Annotated in this window: 27 protein-coding genes; 9 read left to right on the top strand and 18 right to left on the bottom strand. The window is 56.9% G+C overall.

What is annotated here, in order from left to right:
* Positions 1-13 precede the first annotated feature (13 nt).
* The 7 genes from pstA to FPY71_RS04810 all read right to left on the bottom strand — a co-directional run bounded on the left by pstA (position 14) and on the right by FPY71_RS04810 (position 8,316).
* A complete protein-coding gene (gene pstA / locus FPY71_RS04840; protein WP_149298119.1) occupies positions 14-1,324 on the bottom strand; it encodes a phosphate ABC transporter permease PstA in 1,311 nt (436 codons plus the stop codon).
* Positions 1,321-2,796 carry a phosphate ABC transporter permease subunit PstC gene (gene pstC / locus FPY71_RS04835; protein ID WP_149298117.1) on the bottom strand — a complete coding sequence of 492 codons (1,476 nt, stop codon included), beginning with the start codon at positions 2,794-2,796 and terminating at the stop codon, positions 1,321-1,323. The genes pstA and pstC overlap by 4 nt, the downstream gene beginning before the upstream one ends.
* A gap of 204 nt (positions 2,797-3,000) precedes the next feature.
* Entirely contained in the window at positions 3,001-4,047 is a 1,047-nt protein-coding gene (locus tag FPY71_RS04830) for a substrate-binding domain-containing protein (RefSeq protein ID WP_149298115.1), read from the bottom strand.
* Between the two features lie 173 nt (positions 4,048-4,220).
* Entirely contained in the window at positions 4,221-5,474 is a 1,254-nt protein-coding gene (locus FPY71_RS04825; RefSeq protein ID WP_149298113.1) for an ATP-binding protein, read from the bottom strand.
* Between the two features lie 20 nt (positions 5,475-5,494).
* Entirely contained in the window at positions 5,495-6,403 is a 909-nt protein-coding gene (locus FPY71_RS04820) for a hypothetical protein (protein WP_149298111.1), read from the bottom strand.
* 82 nt (positions 6,404-6,485) lie between these two features.
* Positions 6,486-7,181 (bottom strand): DUF1013 domain-containing protein, encoded by a 696-nt coding sequence (locus FPY71_RS04815; protein ID WP_149298109.1) that lies wholly within the window; start codon positions 7,179-7,181, stop codon positions 6,486-6,488.
* A gap of 112 nt (positions 7,182-7,293) precedes the next feature.
* Complete coding sequence (locus FPY71_RS04810) at positions 7,294-8,316, bottom strand: NAD(P)H-quinone oxidoreductase (protein WP_149298107.1); 1,023 nt, start codon at positions 8,314-8,316, stop codon at positions 7,294-7,296.
* Between the two features lie 159 nt (positions 8,317-8,475).
* Between FPY71_RS04810 and rcdA the strand changes: the two genes are divergently transcribed.
* A complete protein-coding gene (gene rcdA, locus FPY71_RS04805; RefSeq protein ID WP_246160130.1) occupies positions 8,476-9,003 on the top strand; it encodes a protease adaptor protein RcdA in 528 nt (175 codons plus the stop codon).
* 89 nt (positions 9,004-9,092) lie between these two features.
* On the opposite strand, the gene rpmE is transcribed toward rcdA, so the two are convergent.
* Positions 9,093-9,314, bottom strand: a complete 222-nt coding sequence (rpmE, locus tag FPY71_RS04800) for a 50S ribosomal protein L31 (protein ID WP_149298105.1) — start codon at positions 9,312-9,314, stop codon at positions 9,093-9,095.
* A 162-nt stretch (positions 9,315-9,476) separates the two neighbouring features.
* Here rpmE and FPY71_RS04795 point away from each other — a divergent pair, with 162 nt between their 5' ends.
* Complete coding sequence (locus tag FPY71_RS04795; protein WP_149298103.1) at positions 9,477-11,282, top strand: ABC transporter transmembrane domain-containing protein; 1,806 nt, start codon at positions 9,477-9,479, stop codon at positions 11,280-11,282.
* 10 nt (positions 11,283-11,292) lie between these two features.
* Here the strand turns inward: FPY71_RS04795 and FPY71_RS04790 are convergent, their stop codons facing one another.
* From FPY71_RS04790 to FPY71_RS04760, 7 genes are all read right to left on the bottom strand, one after another.
* Entirely contained in the window at positions 11,293-12,321 is a 1,029-nt protein-coding gene (locus tag FPY71_RS04790) for a peptidoglycan -binding protein (RefSeq protein ID WP_149298101.1), read from the bottom strand.
* Between the two features lie 3 nt (positions 12,322-12,324).
* Positions 12,325-13,371 (bottom strand): flagellar motor protein MotA, encoded by a 1,047-nt coding sequence (locus FPY71_RS04785; RefSeq protein WP_149298099.1) that lies wholly within the window; start codon positions 13,369-13,371, stop codon positions 12,325-12,327.
* Between the two features lie 349 nt (positions 13,372-13,720).
* On the bottom strand, positions 13,721-14,548 hold the full coding sequence (locus FPY71_RS04780) for an inositol monophosphatase family protein (protein WP_149298097.1): 828 nt from the start codon (positions 14,546-14,548) through the stop codon (positions 13,721-13,723).
* Positions 14,549-14,660: 112 nt separating this feature from the next.
* A complete protein-coding gene (efp, locus tag FPY71_RS04775; RefSeq protein ID WP_149298095.1) occupies positions 14,661-15,224 on the bottom strand; it encodes an elongation factor P in 564 nt (187 codons plus the stop codon).
* Between the two features lie 91 nt (positions 15,225-15,315).
* On the bottom strand, positions 15,316-16,302 hold the full coding sequence (locus tag FPY71_RS04770) for a tetratricopeptide repeat protein (protein WP_246160129.1): 987 nt from the start codon (positions 16,300-16,302) through the stop codon (positions 15,316-15,318).
* Positions 16,299-16,955 carry a thiamine phosphate synthase gene (locus FPY71_RS04765; RefSeq protein ID WP_149298093.1) on the bottom strand — a complete coding sequence of 219 codons (657 nt, stop codon included), beginning with the start codon at positions 16,953-16,955 and terminating at the stop codon, positions 16,299-16,301. Before FPY71_RS04765 ends, FPY71_RS04770 begins: the two co-directional genes overlap by 4 nt.
* 159 nt (positions 16,956-17,114) lie before the next feature.
* Complete coding sequence (locus tag FPY71_RS04760; protein ID WP_149298091.1) at positions 17,115-17,282, bottom strand: YdcH family protein; 168 nt, start codon at positions 17,280-17,282, stop codon at positions 17,115-17,117.
* 210 nt (positions 17,283-17,492) lie between these two features.
* Here FPY71_RS04760 and FPY71_RS04755 point away from each other — a divergent pair, with 210 nt between their 5' ends.
* The 5 genes from FPY71_RS04755 (at position 17,493) to FPY71_RS04735 (ending at position 20,301) form a co-directional block, all read left to right on the top strand.
* On the top strand, positions 17,493-17,696 hold the full coding sequence (locus tag FPY71_RS04755) for a YdcH family protein (protein ID WP_149298089.1): 204 nt from the start codon (positions 17,493-17,495) through the stop codon (positions 17,694-17,696).
* Positions 17,693-18,193 carry a 5-(carboxyamino)imidazole ribonucleotide mutase gene (gene purE / locus FPY71_RS04750; RefSeq protein ID WP_149298087.1) on the top strand — a complete coding sequence of 167 codons (501 nt, stop codon included), beginning with the start codon at positions 17,693-17,695 and terminating at the stop codon, positions 18,191-18,193. The genes FPY71_RS04755 and purE overlap by 4 nt, the downstream gene beginning before the upstream one ends.
* Entirely contained in the window at positions 18,190-19,290 is a 1,101-nt protein-coding gene (locus FPY71_RS04745) for a 5-(carboxyamino)imidazole ribonucleotide synthase (protein WP_281287484.1), read from the top strand. The genes purE and FPY71_RS04745 overlap by 4 nt, the downstream gene beginning before the upstream one ends.
* 118 nt (positions 19,291-19,408) lie before the next feature.
* Positions 19,409-19,534 (top strand): type B 50S ribosomal protein L36, encoded by a 126-nt coding sequence (gene ykgO / locus FPY71_RS04740; protein ID WP_062017685.1) that lies wholly within the window; start codon positions 19,409-19,411, stop codon positions 19,532-19,534.
* A 104-nt stretch (positions 19,535-19,638) separates the two neighbouring features.
* Positions 19,639-20,301 carry a tetratricopeptide repeat protein gene (locus FPY71_RS04735; protein WP_188052206.1) on the top strand — a complete coding sequence of 221 codons (663 nt, stop codon included), beginning with the start codon at positions 19,639-19,641 and terminating at the stop codon, positions 20,299-20,301.
* A 112-nt stretch (positions 20,302-20,413) separates the two neighbouring features.
* On the opposite strand, the gene pyk is transcribed toward FPY71_RS04735, so the two are convergent.
* Positions 20,414-21,850: a pyruvate kinase gene (gene pyk / locus FPY71_RS04730; RefSeq protein ID WP_149298084.1), complete on the bottom strand. Its 1,437-nt coding sequence runs from the start codon at positions 21,848-21,850 to the stop codon at positions 20,414-20,416.
* Positions 21,847-22,317 (bottom strand): DUF1036 domain-containing protein, encoded by a 471-nt coding sequence (locus FPY71_RS04725; RefSeq protein ID WP_188052205.1) that lies wholly within the window; start codon positions 22,315-22,317, stop codon positions 21,847-21,849. The genes pyk and FPY71_RS04725 overlap by 4 nt, the downstream gene beginning before the upstream one ends.
* A gap of 111 nt (positions 22,318-22,428) precedes the next feature.
* Here FPY71_RS04725 and FPY71_RS04720 point away from each other — a divergent pair, with 111 nt between their 5' ends.
* The gene (locus tag FPY71_RS04720) at positions 22,429-22,731 is read left to right on the top strand and encodes a DUF1244 domain-containing protein (protein ID WP_149298699.1); all 303 of its coding nucleotides are present in this window, start codon (positions 22,429-22,431) and stop codon (positions 22,729-22,731) included.
* A 138-nt stretch (positions 22,732-22,869) separates the two neighbouring features.
* A complete protein-coding gene (locus FPY71_RS04715; protein WP_149298082.1) occupies positions 22,870-23,118 on the top strand; it encodes a DUF2312 domain-containing protein in 249 nt (82 codons plus the stop codon).
* A 100-nt stretch (positions 23,119-23,218) separates the two neighbouring features.
* On the opposite strand, the gene FPY71_RS04710 is transcribed toward FPY71_RS04715, so the two are convergent.
* Positions 23,219-23,578 (bottom strand): flagellar export protein FliJ, encoded by a 360-nt coding sequence (locus FPY71_RS04710; protein ID WP_149298080.1) that lies wholly within the window; start codon positions 23,576-23,578, stop codon positions 23,219-23,221.
* Positions 23,579-23,953 lie beyond the last annotated feature (375 nt).

The raw sequence follows: 23,953 nt of genomic DNA, 5'->3' as shown, positions 1-23,953 counted from the left end.
CCAGCGAGCCTTTCTACCAGCGGCGTTCGAAACGGCGGCGCAACAGAACCGCGGCAATGTTCATTATGGCGAGGAATGCAAGCAGAACGATGATGGCACCCGACGTGCGCTCGACAAAGGCGCGCTCTGCTTCGTTTGCCCACATGAAGATCTGCACAGGCAGGGCAGTTGACGGGCTCATCGGGCCTGATGGAAACTCCACCACGAAGGCCACCATGCCGATCAGCAGCAAGGGTGCTGTTTCACCCAGAGCCTGCGCCAGTCCGATGATGGTACCGGTCAGAATTCCGGGAGCTGCCAAGGGAAGCACGTGTTGAAACACCATCTGGTTTTTGGAAGCACCCAGACCCAGTGCCGCCGCCCGAATGGAGGGCGGAACAGCCTTGAGCGCCGCACGTGTTGCGATGATGATTGTTGGCAGTGTCATTAATGTCAGCACCAGACCACCGACCAGCGAAGCAGACCGCGGCAGGCCAAACCAGTTGATAAACACTGCCAGACCCAACAGACCGAACACAATGGATGGCACGGCTGCAAGATTGTTGATGTTGACTTCAATCAGATCGGTCAAGCGGTTCTTCGGCGCAAATTCTTCCAGGTAGATTGAAGCTGCGACGCCGATTGGCAGTGCCAGCAAAAGCACAATGCCCATCATGTAGAGCGAGCCGATAATGGCCACACCGACACCGGCGGTCTCTGCCCGGCTGGAAGCGCCAAAGGTGAAGAAGCCCGTATTGAAACGCTGCTGCAGCTCACCCGAAGCCTCAAGCTCGTTCAGCCAGCCCAGTTGCATGTCGTTCAGCGGGCGGCGGCTTTCTTCCACGGAAAGGTCGAACTGGCCTTTGACCGCGCTGTCTACCGTGGAACTGGCCAGCACCCAGATGTTCTGCGTGGTGCCGATAATGGCAGGATCATCCCTGACCATGCCCGCCAGTTGCTGGCGCACACCCTGCGAAACCAGTGCTGCGGCCCGTGTTGCTTCCTGCCGGTTGGAAGGATCGATATCCAGCCGCTGCAAGATCGCGTCCTGCACCAACTTTGGATAGTTTGCGCGACGCATCGTCGCTTCATCCAGTTGGCCATTCGGATCAATGACCTCCTGCGAAAATTGCACTGGCAGGCTGATTTCAGTCTGCCAGAAGGCTGTGTAGCCCTGTGAAATGACCGTCCATAGCAGGATCACCAGGAAGGACAGGCCGATGGCAATGGCACCTATTCCGTAAGCCTTGAACCGGCGTTCAGCAGCATAGCGCTTTTTAATCCCGATATCCCGGCGCGGTGGCGCAGCACTGACCGGAGCGGCATTCATGGAAACGTCGCTCATTCGTACTGCTCCCGGTACTTGCGAACTATGTAGAGGGCGAAAATATTCAGCATCAGCGTCATGACAAACAGGGTGATGCCGAGGGCAAAGGCCACAAGACTCTGCGGTGAAGTAAAGTCGAGATCACCTGTCAACTGGCTGACGATTTTAATCGTCACTGTTGTCATGGCCTCAAACGGGTTGATGGTGATGTTTGCGGCAATACCGGCGGCCAGCACCACGATCATGGTTTCACCAATAGCGCGTGAGGCGGTGAGCAGCAGCGCAGAGACAATACCGGGCAAGGCTGCCGGCAGAATGACCCGGCGAACCGTTTCCGAACGGGTGGCACCAAGACCCAGCGAACCATCGCGCAGGGCGCGTGGCACCGAAGTGATGATATCATCCGACAGTGAAGACACGAATGGAATGAGCATGATGCCCATGACCAGACCCGCGGTCAAAACACTCTGCGCCTGGATGAAACTGGAATAATCCCCGGTCAGAAGGCCATTCAATTGCGCGGACAGATCGCGCAGAAACGGCCCGACTGTGATCAGCGCAAAGAAACCGTAGACGATGGTCGGAATGCCCGCCAGCACCTCCAGAAGCGGCTTGACCACCGAGCGCACCGGCCGGCTGGCATATTCGGCCATGTAGATTGCCGCGAAAAGCCCGACCGGCACGGCAAACACCATGGCGACAAACGCAATGTACAATGTGCCAAGCAGCAGCGGAATAAGGCCAAACTGCCCTTGCACGTTGGATCCGGCGGCGGCAAAACGCGGCTCCCAGACGGTGCCGAAGAAAAACTCCGCCGGCGGAATTCTGGAGAAAAAGTCCAGAGATTCAAACAGCATTGAAAACACAATGCCGACGGTTGTGAGAATAGCGATGGACGAGGCCGCAATGAGAAAGCCGCGCACGACGGACTCAACCGAATTGCGGGCCCGCAAACGCAGCGCAATGCGCGAATAGGCCAGGGCCGCACCCGCCAGTGCCAGCGCAAGAACGCTGACGGACATGGCCAGCATGCTGCGGTTTTCCAGCACAAGCTGATGCTGTGCCAATGGCACCATATAATCCTGCGCATCAGCCGCCAGTGGCACGCCGCGCGCTGTCAACAAGGGGCGAAGCTCTGCCACACCCGCATTGGCCAGACTGGCCTGCTGATCTGGCGGCAAATAGCTGATGCCGGATGCAATTGACCGCACAATGCTGGGCGCCAGATTGCTGGAAGCCCCTTCCGTCACCTCTGCCAGGCGCGAGGAAATGTCCGCGCCAATGAGGATAGGCGAAATGATGACCCAGAGCGACAACAGCGCCAAAGCGGGAACCGCAGAGAACGAAAATACGTAAGAGCCGTGATAGACCGGCCGTGAGTGCAACTTGCCGGAGGCATCTGCGGCAATGCGCCGGCTTTTGGCGTATCCAAGGAAAAATCCCGCGACACCAATCAGCAATACGGCAAAGATGATGGAAAGTGTTGACATCACATCCTTCTTGGCGGGAATCCAACGATTGAAAAGCACAACCGGCGCAGGTTTTGTAGAGTCCGGAGCGTTATGCCTCGAGGCGGGGGGCTCCAGCGGCAGGGAAATGCGACTAACCAAAGAGCTTAGAGCGCCCGGGGCAAACCTGCTCCGCCGGGCGCTCCAAAGGATTCAGAACTCCGGATCGGAGTTCCGTAGGGGCCTTCAGCCGCCGATCAGCGTGCCGGCAGTGAACTGCTCACGGGCAGCTTCACGCTCTGCGTCAGGTGCGGAAACCAGACCATACTGAGCGAGTGGGCCGTCTGGTCCAACCATCTGATCGTCGAGGAAGAACTCAACAAATTCCTGCAGGCCAGGTACAACGCCGACATGTGCCTTCTTCACATAGAAGAACAGAGGGCGCGAAACCGGATATTCACCGGCAGAGATGGTTTCAACCGAAGGCGTTACACCGCTGATCGTTGCAACCTTCAGGCGGTCCTGGTTCTGCTCGTAGAATGCCAGGCCGAAAACGCCAACGCCCTGTGGGTTGGCATCGATGCGCGACAGTGTTTCCGTGTAATCGCCGGAAATGTCAGTGGTGATGTTGCCGCCGCGAACCTGCAGGCACTCGTCGTTTGCTGCAGCCTTTTCCATGCCCGAAGCAATGAAGGCTTCCAGAGCGCCAGTGGCTTCACAACCAGCATGCAGCAGCTTTTCGTCAAACACTTCGCGCGTGCCGTGGTTTTCGGCAGGAATGAAGGCGGTGATCGCCTGATCTGGCAGCGACGCATCCACATCCGACCATTTGGCCGCTGTGTTGTCGACAACCTGGCCATCCTTGACGACCTTCTTGGCCAAGGCGCCGTAAACCAGTTCCGGTGTCAGAACGAAGTCTGGACCCGAAGCAGCCGAAGCGAAGACAATACCGTCATAACCGAACTGAACTTCCTGGATATCGGTCACGCCGGCGTCCTGACAGGCCTTCAATTCAGTATCGCGCATGGCGCGTGAAGCATTTGCAATGTCTGTTGTCTGCGAACCAACGCCCTGACAGAACTGGCGGAAGCCGCCCGATGTGCCGCCGGATTCAACAACCGGAGTTGGGAATTCGCCGAAAACTTCACCAAAATTCTGCGCAACAATCTGCGAGTAAGGCAAAACGGTGGACGATCCTGCAATCTGGATCTGCTCAACGTTCTGCGCATTTGCCTGACCGGAGAAGATGAAGGCGGCGCCGAGCGCAAGGCTGGCAAGAGTTTTGATCGACACGGAAGGAAGCTCCTAAAGCTTTGTTTCACTTTCAAACCAAGCACCACCCGTTGATGCGTCCTGGCCTGTACAATCGTCTACAGTCTCACGGACAACGATATATGACGGATCAATTACAGAAAAATGACAGACTAAATATCTGAATAAAAATGATTATTTGCCGCAGTGGAATTCTATTGTGACGCTTTTCGCAGTCGGATGGAGAAAACCGTGCCGATTCCCGCTTCGGAGTGAACCTGCAGGCGCGTGCCGTGCCGCTGCAAAATATTGCGCACGATAGACAGGCCAAGCCCCGTGCCGGCCGCCTTGCTGGCAGCGCCATCTTCAACCCGGTAAAAACGCTCGGTGAGCCGGGGAACATGCTCTGCCGGAATGCCGCGGCCGAAGTCCTGTACATAGGCTTCCAGCAGCGCTGGCTCACGGTCCACCGGGCGCACGCCCAGAACAACCTTTTCTCCGCCGCCCGCATATTTTACCGCGTTCTCTGCAAGATTTGCGAAGACCTGTGCCAGTTCGTCGTGATTGCCGTTCACCACGCCGGATTCCGTGTCAAGTTGCAGGCTGAAAGCCAGACCGGCTTCCGCCGCGCGTTTTTCCATGGCATCGCATATGCTGCTGAGAATGACGGCGAGATCGGCTCTTTCATCTGCATCAATGCGTGGCTTGGTTTCAATGCGCGACAGCGACAGCAGGTCATCGATCAGCCGCGACATGCGACCTGCCTGCTCCCGCATGATGTTCAGGAACTTTTCGCGTGCGGCAACGTCATTGCGCGCCGGGCCCTGCAGCGTTTCAATAAAGCCGATCAGCGAAGCCAGAGGCGTACGCAGTTCGTGGCTGGCATTGGCAACAAAATCCGTCCGCATTTTCTCTATGCTGCGCTCTGCGGTTTTGTCCCGCATCAGGAACAGCAGAAAAGAGGGTGTTGCCGCGTCGGCACCTGGAAGAGGCAGAACATCGACCTGAAAATAGCGCTCCTTGCCGCTGCGCTCCAGCAGCTCAACGGTGCGCGGCTGGCCACTGGCAAAAGCCGCATCGGCCGCGGCAACAAGCTCTGGCGAGCGGAAGCGCATGGAAATCGGGTCGCCCAGCGCAAAAGAGCCAAAGCTCACTTCGCTGGCAGCATTGCGAAACCGCAAGGTCAGTGCGCTATCGGTTAAAAATGCGGGTTCGTTCATGGCCTGCAGCACGGTTTTGATACCACGATCGGGCCATGGCGACAGTGCCTTGGCACTTTCCGTCGCAGCCCGCCTGCGTGCAGAGCGCCGGCTGAACATGGATGCTATCAAGGTGATGAAAATGCCGGCCATGGCCAGAGGTCTGGCTTCTGGAACCCAAAGGGCGATAACCAGAAAGCCCGCCAGCGCTACGAAAAGAACGCGCAGTGACGGGCGGCCCGAAAGGGACCAATGTTCCGCTTCAGGCATCAATCAGTTCTCCGAAGGATTTACCCCAGCACGCGCACGCGCACGGTATAAAGATCAATATCCGGCCCCTCACCGCCCGTACCGGGTCCAATGGCAAGATTGGCAGGCGAGGCAACATCGGCTGGCACGGCGATGTCGAAAACAAAAGCTTCCTCCGGCATGGAGGTCGCAAAGCGCTGACGCTCACAAATGCTGGCATCCGCAAACAGGCACCGCACGCTGAATTCACGTGGACGAAGATCCGGCGAGCCTGCCGTCACCTCAAACCGCACTGTTTCACCGGCAAGCTCCCCCACAAGGCCCGGTCCGATTTTCAACAGCACTTCGTTGCCCTGCGTACCGGTTGCTTCCATTCGCACCGCAGGCTTGCCGTGGGCAGCGATGGATTCAACCAGCCCGCCTGCCGGTGTTGCCAGCGCTTCGATATTGGAACCGGAGAAGATGTTGATCCAGGTCAGGTCAATCGGCCCTTCCTGTTCAACGGCTGCAGTTGGCTCTTCAGGATCAGCCTCAACAGGTGCCTGCGTAGCCGGAAAGATTGACGTGTAGATGACAACAAGCAGCGCCAGAAAAATAATGGCGGCCGCCGCTGCGAAAATCTTCCACGAATGGCGCAGTTTTTCAAACAGCGTTACCGGTTCGCCTTCATCGATCTCTTCAACGAGCTGGCTTGCCGGAGAAACCGGCTCATCTGGCGATGCGGCCTGTCCGTCCGCCGCGTCGAAAGTGCCATAATCAGCCTCAATGCCGGCAATTGCATTGGCCAGGCGCTGACGCTGCTCCCCCGCCTCGGCGGGGGAAAGCGATTTGGCGGCTATCATCCGCTCCATGGCGCGCTGAGAAGCTTCGTAGACGGAAAGCCTGAATTCGGCACTTGCCGCGTCGCCGCCAAGAATGGCCCTTCGCAAGCTTTCTTCTATCGCGCTCATTACACCTCCACGCCAGCAATTAACCGGAATTGCCCGACCGTATTGTCATCCTGCCAGCAACATTTAAGGCACAGATCAGCAATCAAAAGTCCTGATCGTCCTCATCATCAGTCTTTTTCTGCATTGAGGAAAGCTTGGCAAAGACGGCTGCGGCATCCAGCTCGTCGCTGTCGGCGTTGCTGCGCTCATCACCAAAGTTCTGGGTCTGGGCAGCAGACAGCAGGCGCTCTTCCTCTTCCAGCTCCGCACGTGGCATACCGCGGGAGGCCTTTTCAACCTCAAGATCCAGGTCAATCTGGGTGCAAAGGCCCAGCATGACCGGATCTGCCGGCTGCAGATTGGCCGAGTTCCAGTGTGTACGCTCGCGGATCTGCTCGATTGTATTCTTGGTGGTGCCAACCAGACGCGAAATCTGCGGATCCTTCAGTTCAGGGTGGTTGCGAACCAGCCACAGGATGGCGTTCGGCCGATCCTGCCTTTTGGAAACCGGCGTGTATCTTGGACCCTTGTGCTTTGCTTCCGGCACGCGAACCTTTGGCGGTGCAAGCTTGAGCCGATAATTCTGGTCATCTTCGCCGCGCTTGATTTCCTCACGCGTAAGCTGACCGGTCATGACCGGGTCCATGCCCTTGATGCCTTGCGCCGATTCGCCATCGGCAATTGCCTTGATCTCCAGCGGATGCATCGTGCAGAATTCTGCAATCTGATCAAAGGACAGAGAAGTGTTGTCAACCAGCCATACGGCGGTTGCCTTGGGCATCAGAAGCTGCTGAGCCATAGATAAAAGTCTCCTGTTCGCCTGCTAGACTGGCAGGCCGTGGAACACGCCACATGTAGGGAAATTCACCTGCATTATAGGCACTGCCCCGCCACTGCGCAATAAAGCTTCGTCAATTTCCGGCACTCATCGCTTCCTGTCCCCTGGCTGTCACCAGCACAATCTTGCCAAAATGGTCTCTGTCCATGTGCCGGTGTGCGCTGGCCGCATCTTCCAGTGCATAGACTGTATCCACCACCGGCCACACGGTGCTTTCTTCCAGAAGCGGCCAGACATTGGTTTCCAGCGCCACGGCAATTCCCGCCTTGAATTCATCATCGCGTGCACGCAGCGTAGAGCCGGTCAGCACCAGCCGTTTGCTCATCACCATGGCAAGATTGACCTCTGCCTTCTGCCCACGCAAATAGGCAATCTGCACGATACGGCCATCCAATGCCGCGGCTTTCAGGTTGCGCGGCACATAATCGCCGCCGATCATGTCCAGAATGACATCAACACCCCGCTCACCCGTTGCATCCATCACCACCTGCACAAAGTCCTGCGTGTGGTAATTGATCGCCCGGTCCGCCCCCAGCCGAATAAGCGCATTGCATTTTTCATCGCTGCCCGCCGTGGCAAAAACCCTTGCCATTCGCGATCGGGCAATCTGCACGGCAACGGTGCCAATGCCGGAAGCGCCGCCGTGAACCAGCATGCTTTCGCCCGCCATCAGCCCACCGCGTTCAATCACATTGGACCAGACGGTGAAAAAGGTTTCCGGAATAGCCGCCGCCTCAACCATTGAAAGGCGCGAAGGCACCGGCAACACACATCCGGCAGACGCCAGCGCGTATTCGGCATATCCACCACCCGGCAAAAGCGCCATCACCCGGTCGCCCACAGCATGGCGCTCCACATCTTCGCCGATTGCGGCCACAAATCCGGCCACTTCCAGCCCCGGCCATTCAGGCGCGCCGGGCGGTGGAGGATAGTGGCCTTTGCGTTGAATGATGTCGGGCCGGTTGACGCCAGCCGCGTGAACTTCGATGAGAATCTGCCCGGGCCCGGGCTTTGGAACAGGGCGGCGAGACGTTTTCAACAACTCCGGACCACCGAAGCCGTCGAACATAACCACGGACATTTCTGCATCCGCCATTGCCCTGCCCCCCACTTTTCCACAGAAGCTTAACCGGAATTAACCACTTGCTCAGTCGTGCCTTGCCTTAAACTGACTATAGAGCCAATTTCGGCGGGCATATGGTGGTGATTCCAACCGTCAGCGCGAAACCAAAACAGGGATTGGCCGTTTTCACCCATGATGACAGGTTTTCACGACAAGGGTTCCGATAACGGTCTGGTCTGGCTATCGGAGCGGCGCGCCAGAGGCCAGTATTTCCAGAACCTGTTTCAGGAAGGCATGGCGCTTGTGGATGAAGCCGCCACGTATCTGGATGGTCATGGCAGATATGAATCCCGAATTCTGGGGCGCTCGGCTTCCATGCTGTATGCCGCCGAATCCATGCGTCTGACCACCCGCCTCATGCAACTGGCATCGTGGCTGCTGCTGCAACGTGCCGCAATTCACGGCGAGATGTCGCCTGAGCAGGTCACGCGGGAAATGGCCAAGGTCAAGCTGGACGATATGGGCTCCGCCAGTGATTCGCCAAGCTTTGGCGAGCTGCCAGAGCAGTTTTGCCAGTTGCTGAATCGCACCCGCAACCTTGAAACACGGCTTCGCCGCATCAATGCAGAAATCATCGAGGCACCTGCCATGCGCAAGGAGCCCGTGCGCAATGCCGTGGCCGAGCAGATAAGCCTCCTGCACACGGCGTTTTCGTTTTAGCCGATTATCCCGATAGCTCATCGATGTTCGACATGGCTTCACGCCATAAAAAAACCCCGGCAGTGCCGGGGTTTTTGCATTGAATGGGCTTAGATGCCCAGACCTTCGTACCGCTTCTTGAAGCGCGACAAACGGCCGCCACGGTCAAGAAGCTGCTGGTTGCCGCCAGTCCATGCAGGATGGCTCATCGGGTCAATATCCAGGTTCATCTTGTCACCATCCTTACCCCAGGTGGAGCGTGTCTGGTATTCGGTGCCGTTGGTCATGACCACAGTGATGGTGTGATAGTCTGGGTGAATGTTGCTCTTCATGATCCTGATCCTTTGCTGCGCGTACAAGCCCGTTTCGCCGCGTTGATAAAACGAAAGCGCTGACTTCCTGCAAAGCCGGACACGCAAAAGCTTTCAAATTCAGGGATGAGCCTATACATCAGCACTCCATAAGGCACAAGACCCGCCTTTCGGAGAGTTGAGTTGGCACACATATCTGACGGCACGACCAAGAAAACACAGCGCAACCTGCGTCCTCTGTACCGGTTGCTGCCTTATCTGGCGCGCTATCGCGGGCTGGTGGCCGGTGCCGTCCTTTTTCTGGTCATCGCCTCCCTGGCAACGCTTTCCCTGCCTCTGGCCGTGCGCCGCATGATTGATCTGGGGTTCGAAAGTGCCGACACGCGGTTTGTCGACACTTATTTCGCCATGCTGGCGGTTCTTGCGACGATTCTCGCAGCGGCCAGCGCCGGACGGTATTTTTTCGTGATCACGCTGGGTGAGCGAGTCGTCGCCGATCTGCGCAAAGACGTTTTTGCGCATCTGACCCACTTGTCTGCGGATTTTTACGACCGCAGCCTTTCCGGGGAAATCATCTCCCGGCTGACGGCGGACACAACACAAATCAAATCTGCCGTGGGTGCAACAACCTCGCTGGCGCTGCGCAACATGATTCTGGTGATCGGCGCCATTGCGATGATGGTCTACACCGCTCCCGCTCTGTCTTTCATTGTCATTGCCGCTATACCCGTCATCGTTGTTCCGTTGATTGCCTTTGGCCGCTCCGTGCGCCGTCGCTCTCGCCATGCTCAGGATATGCTGGCAGATGCCAGCGCTTACGCAAATGAGGCCATCGGCTCCATGCGCACAGTGCAGGCCTTCACTGGCGAACAGCTTGCTGCTCAAAATTACGGAGAAGCGGTTGATGAAGCATTTGCCGCCGCCAGACTGTCCATTCGGGCGCGGGCATTTCTAACCGCTTTTGCAATATTTCTGATTTTCAGCTCCATCGTCGTGGTGCTTTGGATTGGGTCGCAGCAGGTGATTTCCGGAGCTATGAGCGGCGGCACGCTGGGACAGTTTGTGCTGTATGCCGTGTTTGCCGCCAGCGCCCTTGGCCAGCTTTCCGAGGTGTGGGGCGATCTTTCGCTGGCGGCAGGCGCCACAGAACGTCTGACCGAATTGCTGGAGCAGCAACCCACCGTCGCCAGCCCCGCAGTCACGGTGCCCTTGCCTTCACCCATTGCCGGCGCAATCCGGTTTGAGAATGTGCGCTTCGCTTACCCCACGCGTGAAAATCTGGCCACTTTGGATGGCGTCAGTTTCGATGTGCGGCCCGGCGAAACCATTGCCATCGTTGGCCCGTCGGGTGCAGGCAAATCCACACTCTTTTCATTGCTGGAGAGGTTTTACGATCCGCAGGAAGGGCGCATTCTGATCGACGGCGTGGACATTGCGCAGACCAGTCTGGAACAGCTGCGTCGCGCCATAGCGCTGGTGCCACAGGACGTTGCGGCGTTTTCCAACAGTGTGGAAGGCAATATTGCGTTCGGCAGCCCTGGCACATCGCATGAGGCTGTTGTCGCCGCTGCCACCGCCGCCATGGCCAATGATTTTGTACAACAATTACCGCAGGGCTATGCCACCCGCATTGGCGAGCGCGGGATTACCTTGTCCGGCGGCCAAAGACAGCGAATTGCAATTGCCAGGGCCATTGTGCGCAACGCACCCATACTGCTGCTGGATGAAGCAACTTCTGCGTTGGACTCACACAATGAGGCCATGGTCCAGAAAGGACTGGAACGTCTGATGGAAGGACGCACGACGCTGATTATAGCCCATCGTCTTGCCACTGTTCAGAAGGCCGACCGCATTCTGGTGCTGGCCAATGGCGTTGTTGTGGAAGAAGGCACGCATGCCAGCCTTTCCGCCAAAGGCGGGCTTTATGCCGAGCTGGCACAGATGCAGTTCCGCAATCACGAGCAGCCCGTTACCCTGCAGGCAGGGTAACGCAAATTCATCAGCGCTCCGTCAGCTTCAACTCGATGCGGCGGTTGCGTGCGCGGGCTTCAGGGCTGACGCCCTGTTCCAGCGGTTGAAACTCGCCAAAGCCGGTGGCTGCCAGCCGCTCTGGCGGTACGCCTTGCGAAATCAGGTATTTCACAACAGCTCCGGCCCGGTCGGTGGAAAGCTGCCAGTTGTCGGTGAACCGGCCGCCGGTAATCGGCACGTTATCCGTGTGGCCATCCACCCGGATAATCCAGTTGATTTCGGTTGGAATCTCCCGGTTCAGCTCAATAATCGCTTCTGCCAGCTTACCCATTTCTTCCTGCCCGGCTGGCTGCAAAATGTCGGAGCCCGATGGGAACAGAACTTCAGACTGGAACACAAACCGGTCGCCGACAATGCGGATATTTTCGCGATCCGACAAAATCTCGCGCAAACGGCCGAAGAAGTCGGAACGGTAACGGTTCAGTTCCTGCACGCGTTGGGCAAGGGCGACATTCAGCCGCCTGCCAAGGTCGGCAATCTGGGTCTGGCTTTCCCGGTCTCGCCCCTCTGAGGCATCAAGCGCATCCTCCAGAGCGGCAATCTGCTGGCGCAGGGCCTGCAACTGCTGGTTCAGCAATGCGACCTGGTTGCGCGCCGCCTCCGAAAGCTGCCTTTCACTGTCCACCTCACCTTGCAACTGGCCAATACGTTCGGCGCTCTGTGCCGCGCCCCCCGCGCCGGAATCCAGCGCGGATTGCAATCGGGAACGCTCACTTTCAATGGTTTGCAAAGATGCCTGCAACGCGGCAAGCTCATTCTGAAAATCGGAATTGCTGGAACGTTCAAGCGCAAGCAACTGGTTCAGCTCGGCAATCTGGGAATTCAGCTGTTGCAGAGCAGTGTCCTGCCCCGCAACTTCCCGGCTCAGCAGAAATTGCGCAATTACAAACACCGACAAAAGAAACATGATTGCCAGAAGCAATGTCGACAAGGCGTCGACAAAACCCGGCCAGTAATCAATCTCCCGCCGCGCCTTGCCTTTTCGCGACAACGCCACGGGTCAGTACCGATCCGGCCGCTGGCCAAGCACGTTGACCAGCCGCTCAAGTGTTGCCCGCATGTTCTGCTGCTCCTGCGTCTGCGTCTCGACAAAATCTCGCATCATCTGTTGCTCTGAGCGCATGTGCTGAACAAGGCCCTGTATGCTTTCCGCCAGATTGGCCATAGCAGCATTGGAACGCTGCGGAGCCGCCGACTGCTGCTCCTGTATCAAGCGCGCCAACCGGTCCGCCACCAGTTGCAGATCCTGCGAACTGCCGCCTTCCACGCGTGGGCCAATATTGGCAATTGCGTCCGGCCCGGAGTCAGTAACCGTCGCCAGCCAGTTTTCCAGTTCGGTGTAAAACCGGTTCTGCGCGCGGCCAATCTGCAAATCCAGAAAGCCCAGCACCAGAGAGCCGGAAAGACCGAACAGCGAGGATGAGAACGCCGTGCCCATGCCGGACAGCGGTGCGGAGAGCCCCTGCTGCACCGAGTTCAGCACCGACGCAGCATCAGTCGCTGTCGGGTCCAGCGACTGCACCGTTGCGGAGATTGAGCCAATGGTGGAAAGCAGACCCCAGAACGTACCAAGCAGACCCAGAAACACCAGGAGGCCAACAAGGTAGCGGGAAATATCACGCATTTCATCAAGCCGTGTGGCCAGTGAATCCAGGATTGCGCGAACAAGTTGCGATGGTAGCGGCTGCCCGATCCGACGCCCCGCAAGCAGCGACTGCATCGGGGCCAACAGCACAGGCGAGCGCACTTCTTCCGCTTCTTCCGAACCATCGCGGTACAGGTTTATCCACCGCACCTCGCGCGAAAGACGCAAAATCTGCCCCAAAGCCAGCAGAATGCCCACCGCCAGCACACCAAAGATCAAGCCATTCAAACCGGGGTTCGAAGCGAAGGCCGATGCAATCTGGCGCCCGAGAATAAGCGCGACGAAGGCTGTGAGGGCAAGGAAAACGACCATCGACCAGAAGTAGACCATCGGACTGGTCAACCTCTCCGGCATCATATGGGTAGGCCGCTTTTCCTCTTGCGGCGGATTCAGAACCTGCATCGGCAACTCATCCGGTGTTTTGCCGCCAGAACACTCCGGCAGTCAGCGAAGCTTAAAGCATTTTCGCTTTTCGCTGAACGCGAACAAGCTTTATCTTTATGTTATGTCGCAATTCCGGATGCAAAACCGTTTCACACTTTTACAGGAATTGCTTTAGAGCATTTCACACACCCGGTTTGCGACCTGACATGCTGTAAGTCATTGTTTTGCTGCATCGTCCTGCCGTTGAAACAATCCCGTTTCAACTGGCAATGCTCTAGCCTTTTAACTGGCCGCGCAAAGAAGCTCTAGCCCTGAAAACAAAACTTCAAAATTTATGGTCTTATGTGTGCCGGGTTTACGTCTGGTGTTATTTTCCTGCACCGGCAACGATCCGGCGATAGGCGGCCTCCGCCTTGGCAAGCTCTGACAGAAGTGTTTTGTGAATCAGTTCGTTACCACAGGCAATCTCACCCTGCATGTGGTCGAAGCGCTCACCATCAATGCCAGTCAGAAAGCCACCGGCCTCACGCAAAATAATAGAGCCAGCAGCGATATCCCACGGCATGATGTCGCGTTCCCAAAAGCCATCCAGCCGCCCGGCGGCAACGTAGCAAAGGTCCAGCGCGGCGGCGCCCATACGCCGCACTCCAGAGCTTTCGCCCATAATCTGGCGCAACTCATACAGAAAACGGCCATGCTCGGGCTTGCCAAGAAAAGGAATGCCCGTTCCGAACAGCGATTCCGGCAATTTTTGCCGGGCCGCCACGCGAATGCGCCTGTCGTTCAGAAATGCGCCGCCACCACGCTCCGCGGTGTAAAGCTCATCCTGCGCAGGGTTGAAAACAACGCCCGCAACAATCTGTCCGTCGCGCTCCAGCGCAATGGAAACAGCAAAAATCGGGATGCCATGCAGAAAGTTTGTTGTGCCGTCCAGCGGGTCAACGATCCAGCGATGCTGCGGGTCGTTGCCCTCGACTGCGCCGCGCTCTTCCATCAGAAAGCCCCATTCGGGCCGGGCGCGGGAAAGTTCCTGAAAAACGACCTCTTCGGCCTTGCGATCGGCATTGGATACAAAATCCGCTGGTCCCTTCATGGAAACCTGCAAGTTCTGCACTTCACCAAAATCGCGGATCAATGAGCGCCCCGCCTTCATGGCGGCCTGTGTCATGACGTTCAAAAGTGCTGAACGGGCCATTGTCGAGATCTCTTCCTGAATGTGGAGCGTCTTCCAGATTGCCTGACAACCGGACGACGCTCCATCTCTTTGATTAAAGCCGTATTTTCAAACTGCAGCCAGACGCCGCAGATCAGTCAGCGCGGCGGATATATGTGATTTCGTTGGTATCAACGAGAATTTTCTCACCGCTGCTGATGAAGGGCGGCACCATGACGCGAATGCCATTTTCCATGATAGCCGGCTTGTAGGAGGAAGCTGCCGTCTGGCCCTTGACAACCGGGTCAGCCTCAACAATTTCCAGCACAACCTGATCCGGTAGGGAAATACCGATCGGGCGGTCCTCGTGGCTTTCCACAGTCACGGTCATGCCATCCTGCAGAAACGCGGCGCGCTCTCCCACGAAATCCTTTTGCAACTGCAATTGCTCATAGGATTGCAGGTCCATGAAAATCAGCGAGTCACCTTCTGCATACAGAAACTGATAGTCTTTCTGCTCCAGCCGCACGCGCTCAACAGTTTCAGAAGCGCGGAAACGCTCGTTCAGCTTTGTGCCATCAATCAGGTTTTTCAATTCAACCTGGTTGAAAGCGCCGCCTTTGCCTGGTTTCACATGCGCGGTTTTGACCGCCGCCCACAGTCCGCCATTGTGTTCAATCACATTGCCAGGGCGAATTTCGTTTCCGTTGATCTTCATAGGTGTGAGCTCGGATTTTTAAGGAATTGATATGGCCCATGGCCGGATTTGGCCTGTTCAAGACCACAAAACACGTTTTCTGACAAGCCATTCAGCTTAAATGAACACGATTGGCAGCTTCCAGCGCTGCCTTTTGCTCAACATCGGAAAGCGAGCGGAAAAACGTATCCAGCACAGGGTCTGCATTGCGGGCGCGTCTGGCCAGGACCGTCCATTTCGCAGCCTCCGCATAGTTTCTTTCCACGCCGATGCCATCCTTATACAGATGGGCAACGCGGTTTATGGCAATCGGATTGCCCTTTTCGGCCGCACCTTTCAGCCACAAAAAACCTTCATGTGCGTTGGATGAACCACCTCTGCCATTGATCAGCCAGATGCCGAACTCAATCTGGGCTGTGTCGTGGCCCTGAACGGCAGCTTCCTGCAACCAGAAACGCGCCGCCACATCATCCCGTGCTGTGGTGCCCCTGCCATTGGCATATAGCTGCGCAAGCGCATACTGCGCATCAGGCACGCCATCATTGGCGGCTGATTGAAAATAGTTGAAAGCGTTGGCGAAGCCACCGGTGGGCGAAGACTGGATCAGCATCTGCCCGTAATTATATGCGGCCAGCGGATTGCCCGCGTCTGCCGCCTTGCGCATCAGCTCCGTGGCTTGCGCAACGTCTTTTTCAACGCCTTCACCGCCAACCAGCATCAATGCATAGCGAAATTGTGCATCCGGCCTGCCGGCTTCTGCACTTGTGCGATACCAGCGAACTGCTTCGCCCTGGTTTTGCGCAACGCCGGTTCCACGCAGATACATTTCGGCAATGAGGGATTGGGCGGCGGCATCGCCCATGTGCGCCAGCGGTTCGGCAATTTCAAATGCGGCAAGGTAGTATCCGCGTTGGAAGGCGCCAAAGGCTCTTTTCATCTCCGGCACATCGCCAACAGCGGCGGCGACAGCGTCGTTTTCCTGTTCAACCGGAGTTGGCAGCAGAGTTTCGGAAAGCTCCGACGTTTCCTGTGCGCGCAAGGAACTGCTCGTTGCAGAAACAATCAGCAATGCCGCGCAAAAACGTCCAAAAGCTCTCAACCCGCCAGCCTCCCTTCCAATTCGTCAAACACAGCATTTGCCGCCGCAACCGCTTCTGCCTCGCTGCCCTCCTGCCCGAACACCGCGCGGGAAAGCACAATGAATTCCACGCCGCTTTCCCCAGCCGGAGCAAGCTGATCCAGCGCCCCGCCGCCAACCAGAATAGCAGGAACTTCAACAATTTGCGCCCACCATGCTGCCAAATCCAGCGCGTCGGCGTCGGCCGCGTCATCAACATCGGAACCAAGGCTGCCAAACATCAGATAGTCGGGCATTTTCTCACCCGCCTCCAGCGCTTCGTGGCGACCGGCAAAGCCGGAAGTTCCAACAATAAGCCGAGGCGAAAAGCGGCTCAGCGCCTCACCCAGCTCTTCCAGATCACCGCCGGTCACGTGCACTCCATCAGCCTTCACCCGGCCAGCGCAGCGCGTGTCGTCCACAACAATCGCCGCCGCGCCTGCTTCCTGGATGATCGGCACCAACCCTTCGGCAAAATCCTGAAAGGCCGCATCTGCGCGGCCATTTGCCTCGATGAGAACCGAGGCCACATCGCCACCGGACAATGCGCGCTTCATTGCATCCATGCCTGCCTTGCCATCCGGCAGAAGGGTGGTCGCAAGAACCAGTCGGGGGCGAATAAAGTCAGTTGTCATAAACACCACGCATTTGGCACGCCGGTGCCAGAGAATAAGAAAAAGCTTCCCACTTTACGCAGGAAGCAGAACACTGCGACAAAAATCTATTGGTACAGCCCAAAAGACTGACGCTTCCGGGCTGTTTTAATAGAATCACTTATTTGTGCAATATCCGGATCAGGAGGCTTTCAGCTTCTCGATCTCGTCTTTCAGCAAGAGCTTGCGGCGTTTTACATCCGCGATTTCCTCATCGCTGACCGCCGGACGGGTGCGAAGCGAGGAAAGTTCGTCCTCCAGTGCAGTGTGACGTTGTTCAAGTGTCGCCAGATGGGCCTCTACGGACATTCAAAACTCCTATGCTCATGAACAGTCGTATGTCAGATGTAACGAAAAATCCGCTACCTCGTTCAAACGACTCTTCTAACAAGCTTGGTGTTTCTTGGAAGAGGTGCAAGATCATTCTTTGAGAATTTTACGCTGGCTGGTATTTGCGTGGCTGTGGAAGCGCGCCACGCTCGAAAGAACGTGGGGCAATTATCGAGCCTTGGGGGACCGATGGCGGACCAGGAACAGGCAGCTATGCGATTGCAGGTTGCGAGATTGCGGCAAGAACATGCCGATTTTGACGCGGCGATTGATGCGATGGAGGCAATGGGCTGCGACAGATTGCAGATTCAACGCATGAAAAAGAAAAAACTGACAATAAAAGACCGATTGCAGGATATGGAAGACCAGATCCTGCCGGACATCATCGCATGAGCGCGCCGGTCGTTTCCATTATCATGGGCAGCCAGTCTGACTGGGCAACCATGCGGCATGCCAGCCTGGCGCTGGAAACCCTGGGCGTTGCGCATGAAACACGCATTGTTTCGGCACACCGTACGCCGCAGCGGCTTTATGACTTTGCCCGCGGGGCCAAAGAACGCGGAATCAAGGTCATCATCGCCGGTGCAGGGGGTGCGGCACATCTTCCTGGAATGACGGCGTCCATGACACCGCTGCCGGTGTTTGGTGTGCCGGTGGAAAGCAAGGCGCTTTCCGGACAGGACAGCCTGTTGTCGATAGTTCAGATGCCGGCGGGCATTCCGGTAGGCACGCTGGCAATTGGCCGTGCGGGCGCTGTCAATGCTGCTCTGCTGGCGGCGGCGGTTCTGGCGTTAGGCGATGACGAACTGGCAAAGCGGCTTGATCACTGGCGTGAAAGCCAGACGAACATGGTTGCCTTGTCGCCCTCGGATGAGGAGAATCAACATTGACGCAGAAGACGCGCCTTGACCAACCGCTGAAGCCAGGAGCTGTCATCGGCATAATCGGCGGTGGCCAACTGGGCAGAATGCTTGCCTCTGCTGCCGCGCGCCTTGGCTTTGCCACGGTGGTGCTGGACCCGGACCCGGCCTGCCCCGCCGCGCAGCTTGCCAGCCGTGTCATCATCGGCAGCTATGGCGACACGGCTGCGCTGGCCGAGCTGGCGAAGGCTTGCGACGTTATCAGCTATGAGTTTGAAAATGTGCCGATTGAGCCGGTGTCGCGCATTGCCGGCCTTCGCCCGGTTTACCCGCCGGTGCAAGCGCTGGAGGTTTCGCAGGATCGCGTCGTCGAAAAGGCGTTTCTGAACGGCATTGGCATTGCCACTGCCCCATGGCGAGCAGTGGATGACGCGCAGGAACTTGCCCATGCGCGGCTGGACCTTGGCGGCGACTGCATTTTGAAGACACGTCGATTCGGCTATGATGGCAAAGGGCAGATGACGCTCGATGCGGCCGATGAGCGCGATGACGGTTTTGAGGCGCTGGGAAGCGTTGCCGCAATTCTGGAAAAGAAAATTCCGTTTGAGCGGGAAATTTCGGTTGTTGCGGCGCGGGACCTGCAGGGCACAATTCGCTGCTTCGACCCTGCGGAAAATGTGCACCGGGCCGGAATTTTGCACACAAGCACGGTTCCTGCGTCAATTTCTGCCCAAACCGCCGATCAGGCTGCCGATATTGCCGGGCGCATTCTGACGCAACTGGACTATACAGGCGTGATCGGCGTTGAATTTTTCGTATCCGGCGATGGCGCTCTGTTGGTCAACGAAATTGCGCCACGCGTGCACAATTCAGGCCACTGGACAGAGGCAGCGGTAACGGTGTCGCAGTTCGAGCAGCATATCAGGGCCATTGCCGGTCTGCCGCTTGGCAGCACGCAACGGCACAGCGACTGTGTGATGCAAAATCTGATTGGCGATGATGTTTTGCAAACTGACGCGCTTTTGCAGCAATCTGATTTGATGTTGACGCTATATGGCAAGGCAGAAGTGCGGGCTGGCCGCAAAATGGGCCATTTTACCGTCGTTCATCCTCGGCCAAATCATTGACAACACGTCCGGGCACGGTTATGTCACGCCCATTCAAATGCACACCGCACCCGGTGGGCTTTCCTAGCGCGACGGCCTATTCATCGTCGCCTGTTCAACAGATCGACGGTTGAGTGTCATGAAGATCAAGAATTCCTTGAAGTCGCTCAAGGGCCGCCACCGGGCAAACCGCATGGTTCGTCGCAAGGGGCGCATTTACATCATCAACAAGGAAGCTCCGCGCTATAAGGCGCGCCAGGGCTAACCTTTTGTCGCTTCACGTTTGAGGCGGCTGCTATTGACGAAGCGCATGAGTGGAATATGATTCTGCTCATGCGCTTTTTTTGTTTTTCTATCGGCGAATCGAAAATGAGCCGAAACAGTCTGGCGGGCCTTTGGCTTGCCCTCCCCCTCAGTCTGGCCGTGCCATCGCTTGCCATCGGGCAGGATGTCGCCCCTGTGCCAGAGATTGAGGCCATTGCTCCCGATGCCTTGCTGCCGCCACAGGATGGCGGCGCTGCCGCGTCTGCAGCGGAACTGACCAAAACCCGCAAAGAGAGGTTGGACGAGTTGTTTCAGCAATTGAAGCGGCAACCATCCGAGGCCGCGGCCGAGCGGCTTGCAACCCGCATCAGCGAAGAGTGGAATCGCTCTGGCAGCGCAACCGCTGATGTGCTGATGCAGTGGTCGGATCAGGCTGCTGATGATGAGAAGCTACCCGTCGCATTCGATCTTGCCGAGCAGCTGATTGCCCTTTGGCCGGAAAATTCCGAAGTGTGGAACCGGCGGGCAATGCTGCATTACCGCAATGGCGACTACAATGCGGCTATCACCGATATCGGCAAAACCCTGGCTTTGGAGCCGCGCCATTTCGGTGCTCTGATGGGTCTTGGCGGCATTTTGGAAGAGCTCAATCGCCCGCAGGATGCTCTGGCGGCTTATCAGAAAGCGCTGGATATCTATCCGGTGTTGAAAGAGGCGCAGGACGCTGTCAGCCGGCTGGCTGATGAGATGGCCGGGCAACGCGCCTGATTCAGCACTTGTGCAATTATCCGGCACAGCAAGATGCAGTGAAATCTCATAAAGACGTAACGGGCGGCCTTATGACCGCCCGTTACGTTATTGAACTTTCGTGAGTGCCGCTCTAAACGGCCGACAGCCCATCTGAACCGACATAGGCGATGCGCAACATGTTGGTTGCCCCTGGCGTACCAAGCGGAACACCGGCGGTTACAATAACGCGCTGACCCGGACGCGCATGACCTTGCTCCACCGCAACGCGGCACGCCTGATCAACCATTCCTTCCAGGTCGGTGGCATCATCCGTAACAACGCAGTGCAGCCCCCATGCAAGGCTCAGGCGGCGCGCGGTGGCCACAATTGGCGACAGGGCAATAATCGGCAGCAATGGCCGCTCACGCGCTGTGCGCAGGCCGGTGGTGCCTGTGGAAGTGTAAGTCACGATTGCCGCAACGCTGAGCGTTTCCGCCATTTGCCGGGCAGCCAGAGAAACGGCATCCGCGCCTGTGGCTTCGGGTGTTGAGCGCTGGGCGCTGATGATGCTGGCATAGAGCGGATCGCGTTCCACCTGCTCGGCAATCCGGTTCATGGTTGCTACCGCTTCCACCGGATAATCGCCAGCAGCGGATTCGGCAGACAGCATGACGGCATCCGCGCCCTCGTAAACCGCAGTTGAAACGTCGGAAACCTCGGCGCGGGTGGGTACAGGTGCTGAAATCATGGATTCCAGCATCTGCGTAGCAACCACAACCGGCTTACCGGCCTTGCGGGCCGCACGGGTGATTCGCTTCTGAATTCCCGGAACGGTCTCCAGCGGCAGTTCCACGCCAAGATCGCCGCGCGCCACCATGATGGCGTCAGACAACTCGATAATCTCGTCCAGCCGGTCCACCGCCTGGGGCTTTTCGATTTTGGACAGCAGAGACGCGCGACCGCGCGCCACCTTGCGCGCTTCAGCCAGATCTTCTGGTCTCTGAATGAAAGAAAGGGCTACCCAGTCAACATTTTCGGCCAGTACAGCATCCAGATCGCGGCGATCTTTTTCGGTCAGTGCACCGGTTGCCAGCATGGTGTCCGGCAGGCTGACGCCCTTGCGGTCGGAAATGCGCGTGCCGGCAACAACCTTACACACAATGCATGTGCCATCGGCCTCAACGGCTACCAGTTGCAACCGGCCATCATCAATCAGCAGCCGGTGTCCGGGCTGCACAGCTTCCAGAATTTCCGGATGCGGCAGGTATACCCGTTTGTTATCGCCCGGCTCCGGGTTGTTATCCAGCGTAAAGGTTTGGCCGACAACCAGATCCTCCTTGGTGTTGGTAAATGCGCCAACACGCAGCTTCGGGCCCTGCAAATCGGCAAGAATGCCAATCGGGCGGCGCACCACTGCTTCAACATTGCGAATACGCTTCACCAGTTCACGCATCAGATCGTGGCTTGCATGGCTCATATTTATGCGAAAAACGTCTGCACCGGCTTCATAGAGCCGCTGGATCATGGCTTCGTCAGACGAAGCAGGACCCAGGGTTGCAAGAATTTTTACGCTGCGATTACGCTTCATTGGTCAGCGACCCCTTCGCTTGGCGTTTCAGTCAGCTGCACCATCCAACTGCCCTGTTCACCCGTGTCATATTCCCGGAAACCCATTTCCTGGAATCCGCGTGAGAAACAGTCTTTCACTCCGACCACGCGAAACTCGTTTTCCGCAATGCACATTCGGATATCACCTGCCCAGCGACCAAGCCCTTTATCGTCCTCGGCATAGAGGTAGTAGTAACGCGACTTCAGGTCCCCTTCGACAATGGAGCGGCAGGTTGTTGGCTGAATGCGCCACCAGCCCTCACTCACCCACCCTTCTTCCGTGCGATGGCCTATGGCCACACCCACAAGTGACTGGGTGGCATTGCAAACCCGAAAATCAGCCTTGGCGGCGGTAGTTGCCCCCAACGTGGCTAAAAAGGCCCCTGATGCCAGTGAAACAACGATAAACGCTCGGCGAATTGCGTCCGTCATTGTAAAACTTATCATGCAAACCTCGACGATGCGAAACGATTAAATTGACGAAACACAGATTTCTGCCGCTTGAAGCTACGCCATGTATTGCTGATATCGATAGCTAAACGGAAAGGAAAGACCGGGATGAACGAAAGCGACAGATCTCGAATCGAATGGGAGGCAGCGGCCTTTCGCCGATTGCGCGACCATTTGAACGAAAGAAGTGACGTACAAAACATTGACCTTATGAACCTTGCCGGTTTCTGCCGCAACTGCCTGGCAAACTGGTATCAACAAGCTGCTGAAGAAACTGGCGTTTCCATGACCAAATCGCAGGCGCGAGAAACCATTTATGGAATGCCGTATGAAACGTGGCAGGCGCGCCATCTGAAGCAAGCGAGCGAGGCGGACCTTAAAGCCTCTGAAAAAAATCGCGGATCACATTGAAGTGGGCACGACGTTCAGACTGCAATAACGAAAGGCAGTTAATGCTTGTATTTGGCCCCATTTCTGCGCCATGAGGTGATTCCGCCTGAAGGTGAAATGGTTACAGCCTGAAAGCAGCTAATTAAACGAGGTTTATTGATGTCGGACGTGCAGGGCGTCGCCCAGGATCAGCTCCGCTCCTTTGTAGAGCGCATAGAGCGGCTTGAGGAAGAAAAGAAGACGATCGCGGATGACATCAAGGATGTCTATGCTGAAGCCAAGGGAAATGGTTTCGATACCAAGGTCTTGCGCAAGGTCATTTCTCTGCGCAAGCAGGATCAGAATGAGCGGCAGGAACAGGAAGCTATTCTGGAACTGTATCTTCAGGCCCTTGGCATGATGCGTTGATCTGTTGCGGCATGCCAACGCGCATGCCGCAAACAAAAAGAGCAATTTTGCGATTTTAACGAATCGCAAAATTGCTCTTTTTCATTTCCGGTTGAAAATTTCAGGCGCTGACGCGTCTTTCGTCCTGCCCCTGATCGCGCAGTTCCAGCTTTTCCGCGTTCACATGCTCGGCTTCTGCTTCTTCCAGTTCCAGCCGGGCAACATTCAGCCGCTCTCGCAGTTCACGCACCGAGTGCATCAGATTATCGCGCCGAACCTGCGCCGCCTTGGCAAAGGTCGGATATGCAAAATGCGCTGTGTCATAAATTCCGGCGCGCTTTTCCTCACTGGCAATCTGCGTATCCAGTTCGCTCGCCATCCGCTCAAACTCGCTCATCATCATTTCCAGCTGATCGAGCTGACGGCGCTTTTCTCCAACTTTAAAGCGTGTCAGTCGAACAAGGTTTTCCCGCTTGGCCATGCGAATCGTCCCGGTTTGGGCAACGCCGCATAACGGCGTGGCTTGAGTTAAGTTTCGCGCCACCCGCCTCGGACAAGGCTCGGCGGTTATGGGTAAACGATCTGTTTACGCGCATTGCCGACAATAAGCCTTACTCTTTAAGGCCCGGTAAACCGCATGAGGCCTGCAAGCCGAATGAGGTTTGCAGGTTGAAGCAACAAATTAACGGCACTATTGGCCGGCTTTTTGTGGAAACAGACGGATACGGCGCGGATTTCCGGGCATTTGCTGTTGGTGGAAAGTGGTTGTTAACCATTCCATGCCACGGTCGGGACTGAGATTGTAAATCAGATTGTGGTTTGGCGTGGCGACCACTTCGCCAAATGACTGAGAGGG

The organism is Aureimonas fodinaquatilis (assembly GCF_008369445.1).
Classification (GTDB): Bacteria; Pseudomonadota; Alphaproteobacteria; order Rhizobiales; family Rhizobiaceae; genus Aureimonas; species Aureimonas fodinaquatilis.
The sequence above is the reverse complement of the archived record's forward strand: the minus strand, read 5'-3'. Positions and strand labels throughout refer to the sequence as shown.

What these genes read in the sequence shown, in the direction of transcription:
- FPY71_RS04760 (WP_149298091.1), bottom strand. Translation starts at nt 17,282, where the DNA reads ATGTCCGTAGAGGCCCATCTGGCGACACTTGAACAACGTCACACTGCA.
- rpmE (WP_149298105.1), bottom strand. Translation starts at nt 9,314, where the DNA reads ATGAAGAGCAACATTCACCCAGACTATCACACCATCACTGTGGTCATG.
- FPY71_RS04715 (WP_149298082.1), top strand. Translation starts at nt 22,870, where the DNA reads ATGTCGGACGTGCAGGGCGTCGCCCAGGATCAGCTCCGCTCCTTTGTA.
- FPY71_RS04725 (WP_188052205.1), bottom strand. Translation starts at nt 22,317, where the DNA reads ATGATAAGTTTTACAATGACGGACGCAATTCGCCGAGCGTTTATCGTT.
- FPY71_RS04765 (WP_149298093.1), bottom strand. Translation starts at nt 16,955, where the DNA reads ATGACAACTGACTTTATTCGCCCCCGACTGGTTCTTGCGACCACCCTT.
- FPY71_RS04785 (WP_149298099.1), bottom strand. Translation starts at nt 13,371, where the DNA reads ATGCAGGTTCTGAATCCGCCGCAAGAGGAAAAGCGGCCTACCCATATG.
- FPY71_RS04815 (WP_149298109.1), bottom strand. Translation starts at nt 7,181, where the DNA reads ATGGCTCAGCAGCTTCTGATGCCCAAGGCAACCGCCGTATGGCTGGTT.
- pyk (WP_149298084.1), bottom strand. Translation starts at nt 21,850, where the DNA reads ATGAAGCGTAATCGCAGCGTAAAAATTCTTGCAACCCTGGGTCCTGCT.
- efp (WP_149298095.1), bottom strand. Translation starts at nt 15,224, where the DNA reads ATGAAGATCAACGGAAACGAAATTCGCCCTGGCAATGTGATTGAACAC.
- pstC (WP_149298117.1), bottom strand. Translation starts at nt 2,796, where the DNA reads ATGTCAACACTTTCCATCATCTTTGCCGTATTGCTGATTGGTGTCGCG.
- FPY71_RS04755 (WP_149298089.1), top strand. Translation starts at nt 17,493, where the DNA reads ATGGCGGACCAGGAACAGGCAGCTATGCGATTGCAGGTTGCGAGATTG.
- FPY71_RS04825 (WP_149298113.1), bottom strand. Translation starts at nt 5,474, where the DNA reads ATGCCTGAAGCGGAACATTGGTCCCTTTCGGGCCGCCCGTCACTGCGC.
- pstA (WP_149298119.1), bottom strand. Translation starts at nt 1,324, where the DNA reads ATGAGCGACGTTTCCATGAATGCCGCTCCGGTCAGTGCTGCGCCACCG.
- FPY71_RS04810 (WP_149298107.1), bottom strand. Translation starts at nt 8,316, where the DNA reads ATGGCGGATGCAGAAATGTCCGTGGTTATGTTCGACGGCTTCGGTGGT.
- FPY71_RS04780 (WP_149298097.1), bottom strand. Translation starts at nt 14,548, where the DNA reads ATGGCCCGTTCAGCACTTTTGAACGTCATGACACAGGCCGCCATGAAG.
- FPY71_RS04710 (WP_149298080.1), bottom strand. Translation starts at nt 23,578, where the DNA reads ATGGCCAAGCGGGAAAACCTTGTTCGACTGACACGCTTTAAAGTTGGA.
- purE (WP_149298087.1), top strand. Translation starts at nt 17,693, where the DNA reads ATGAGCGCGCCGGTCGTTTCCATTATCATGGGCAGCCAGTCTGACTGG.
- ykgO (WP_062017685.1), top strand. Translation starts at nt 19,409, where the DNA reads ATGAAGATCAAGAATTCCTTGAAGTCGCTCAAGGGCCGCCACCGGGCA.
- FPY71_RS04735 (WP_188052206.1), top strand. Translation starts at nt 19,639, where the DNA reads ATGAGCCGAAACAGTCTGGCGGGCCTTTGGCTTGCCCTCCCCCTCAGT.
- FPY71_RS04820 (WP_149298111.1), bottom strand. Translation starts at nt 6,403, where the DNA reads ATGAGCGCGATAGAAGAAAGCTTGCGAAGGGCCATTCTTGGCGGCGAC.
- FPY71_RS04720 (WP_149298699.1), top strand. Translation starts at nt 22,429, where the DNA reads ATGAACGAAAGCGACAGATCTCGAATCGAATGGGAGGCAGCGGCCTTT.
- rcdA (WP_246160130.1), top strand. Translation starts at nt 8,476, where the DNA reads ATGATGACAGGTTTTCACGACAAGGGTTCCGATAACGGTCTGGTCTGG.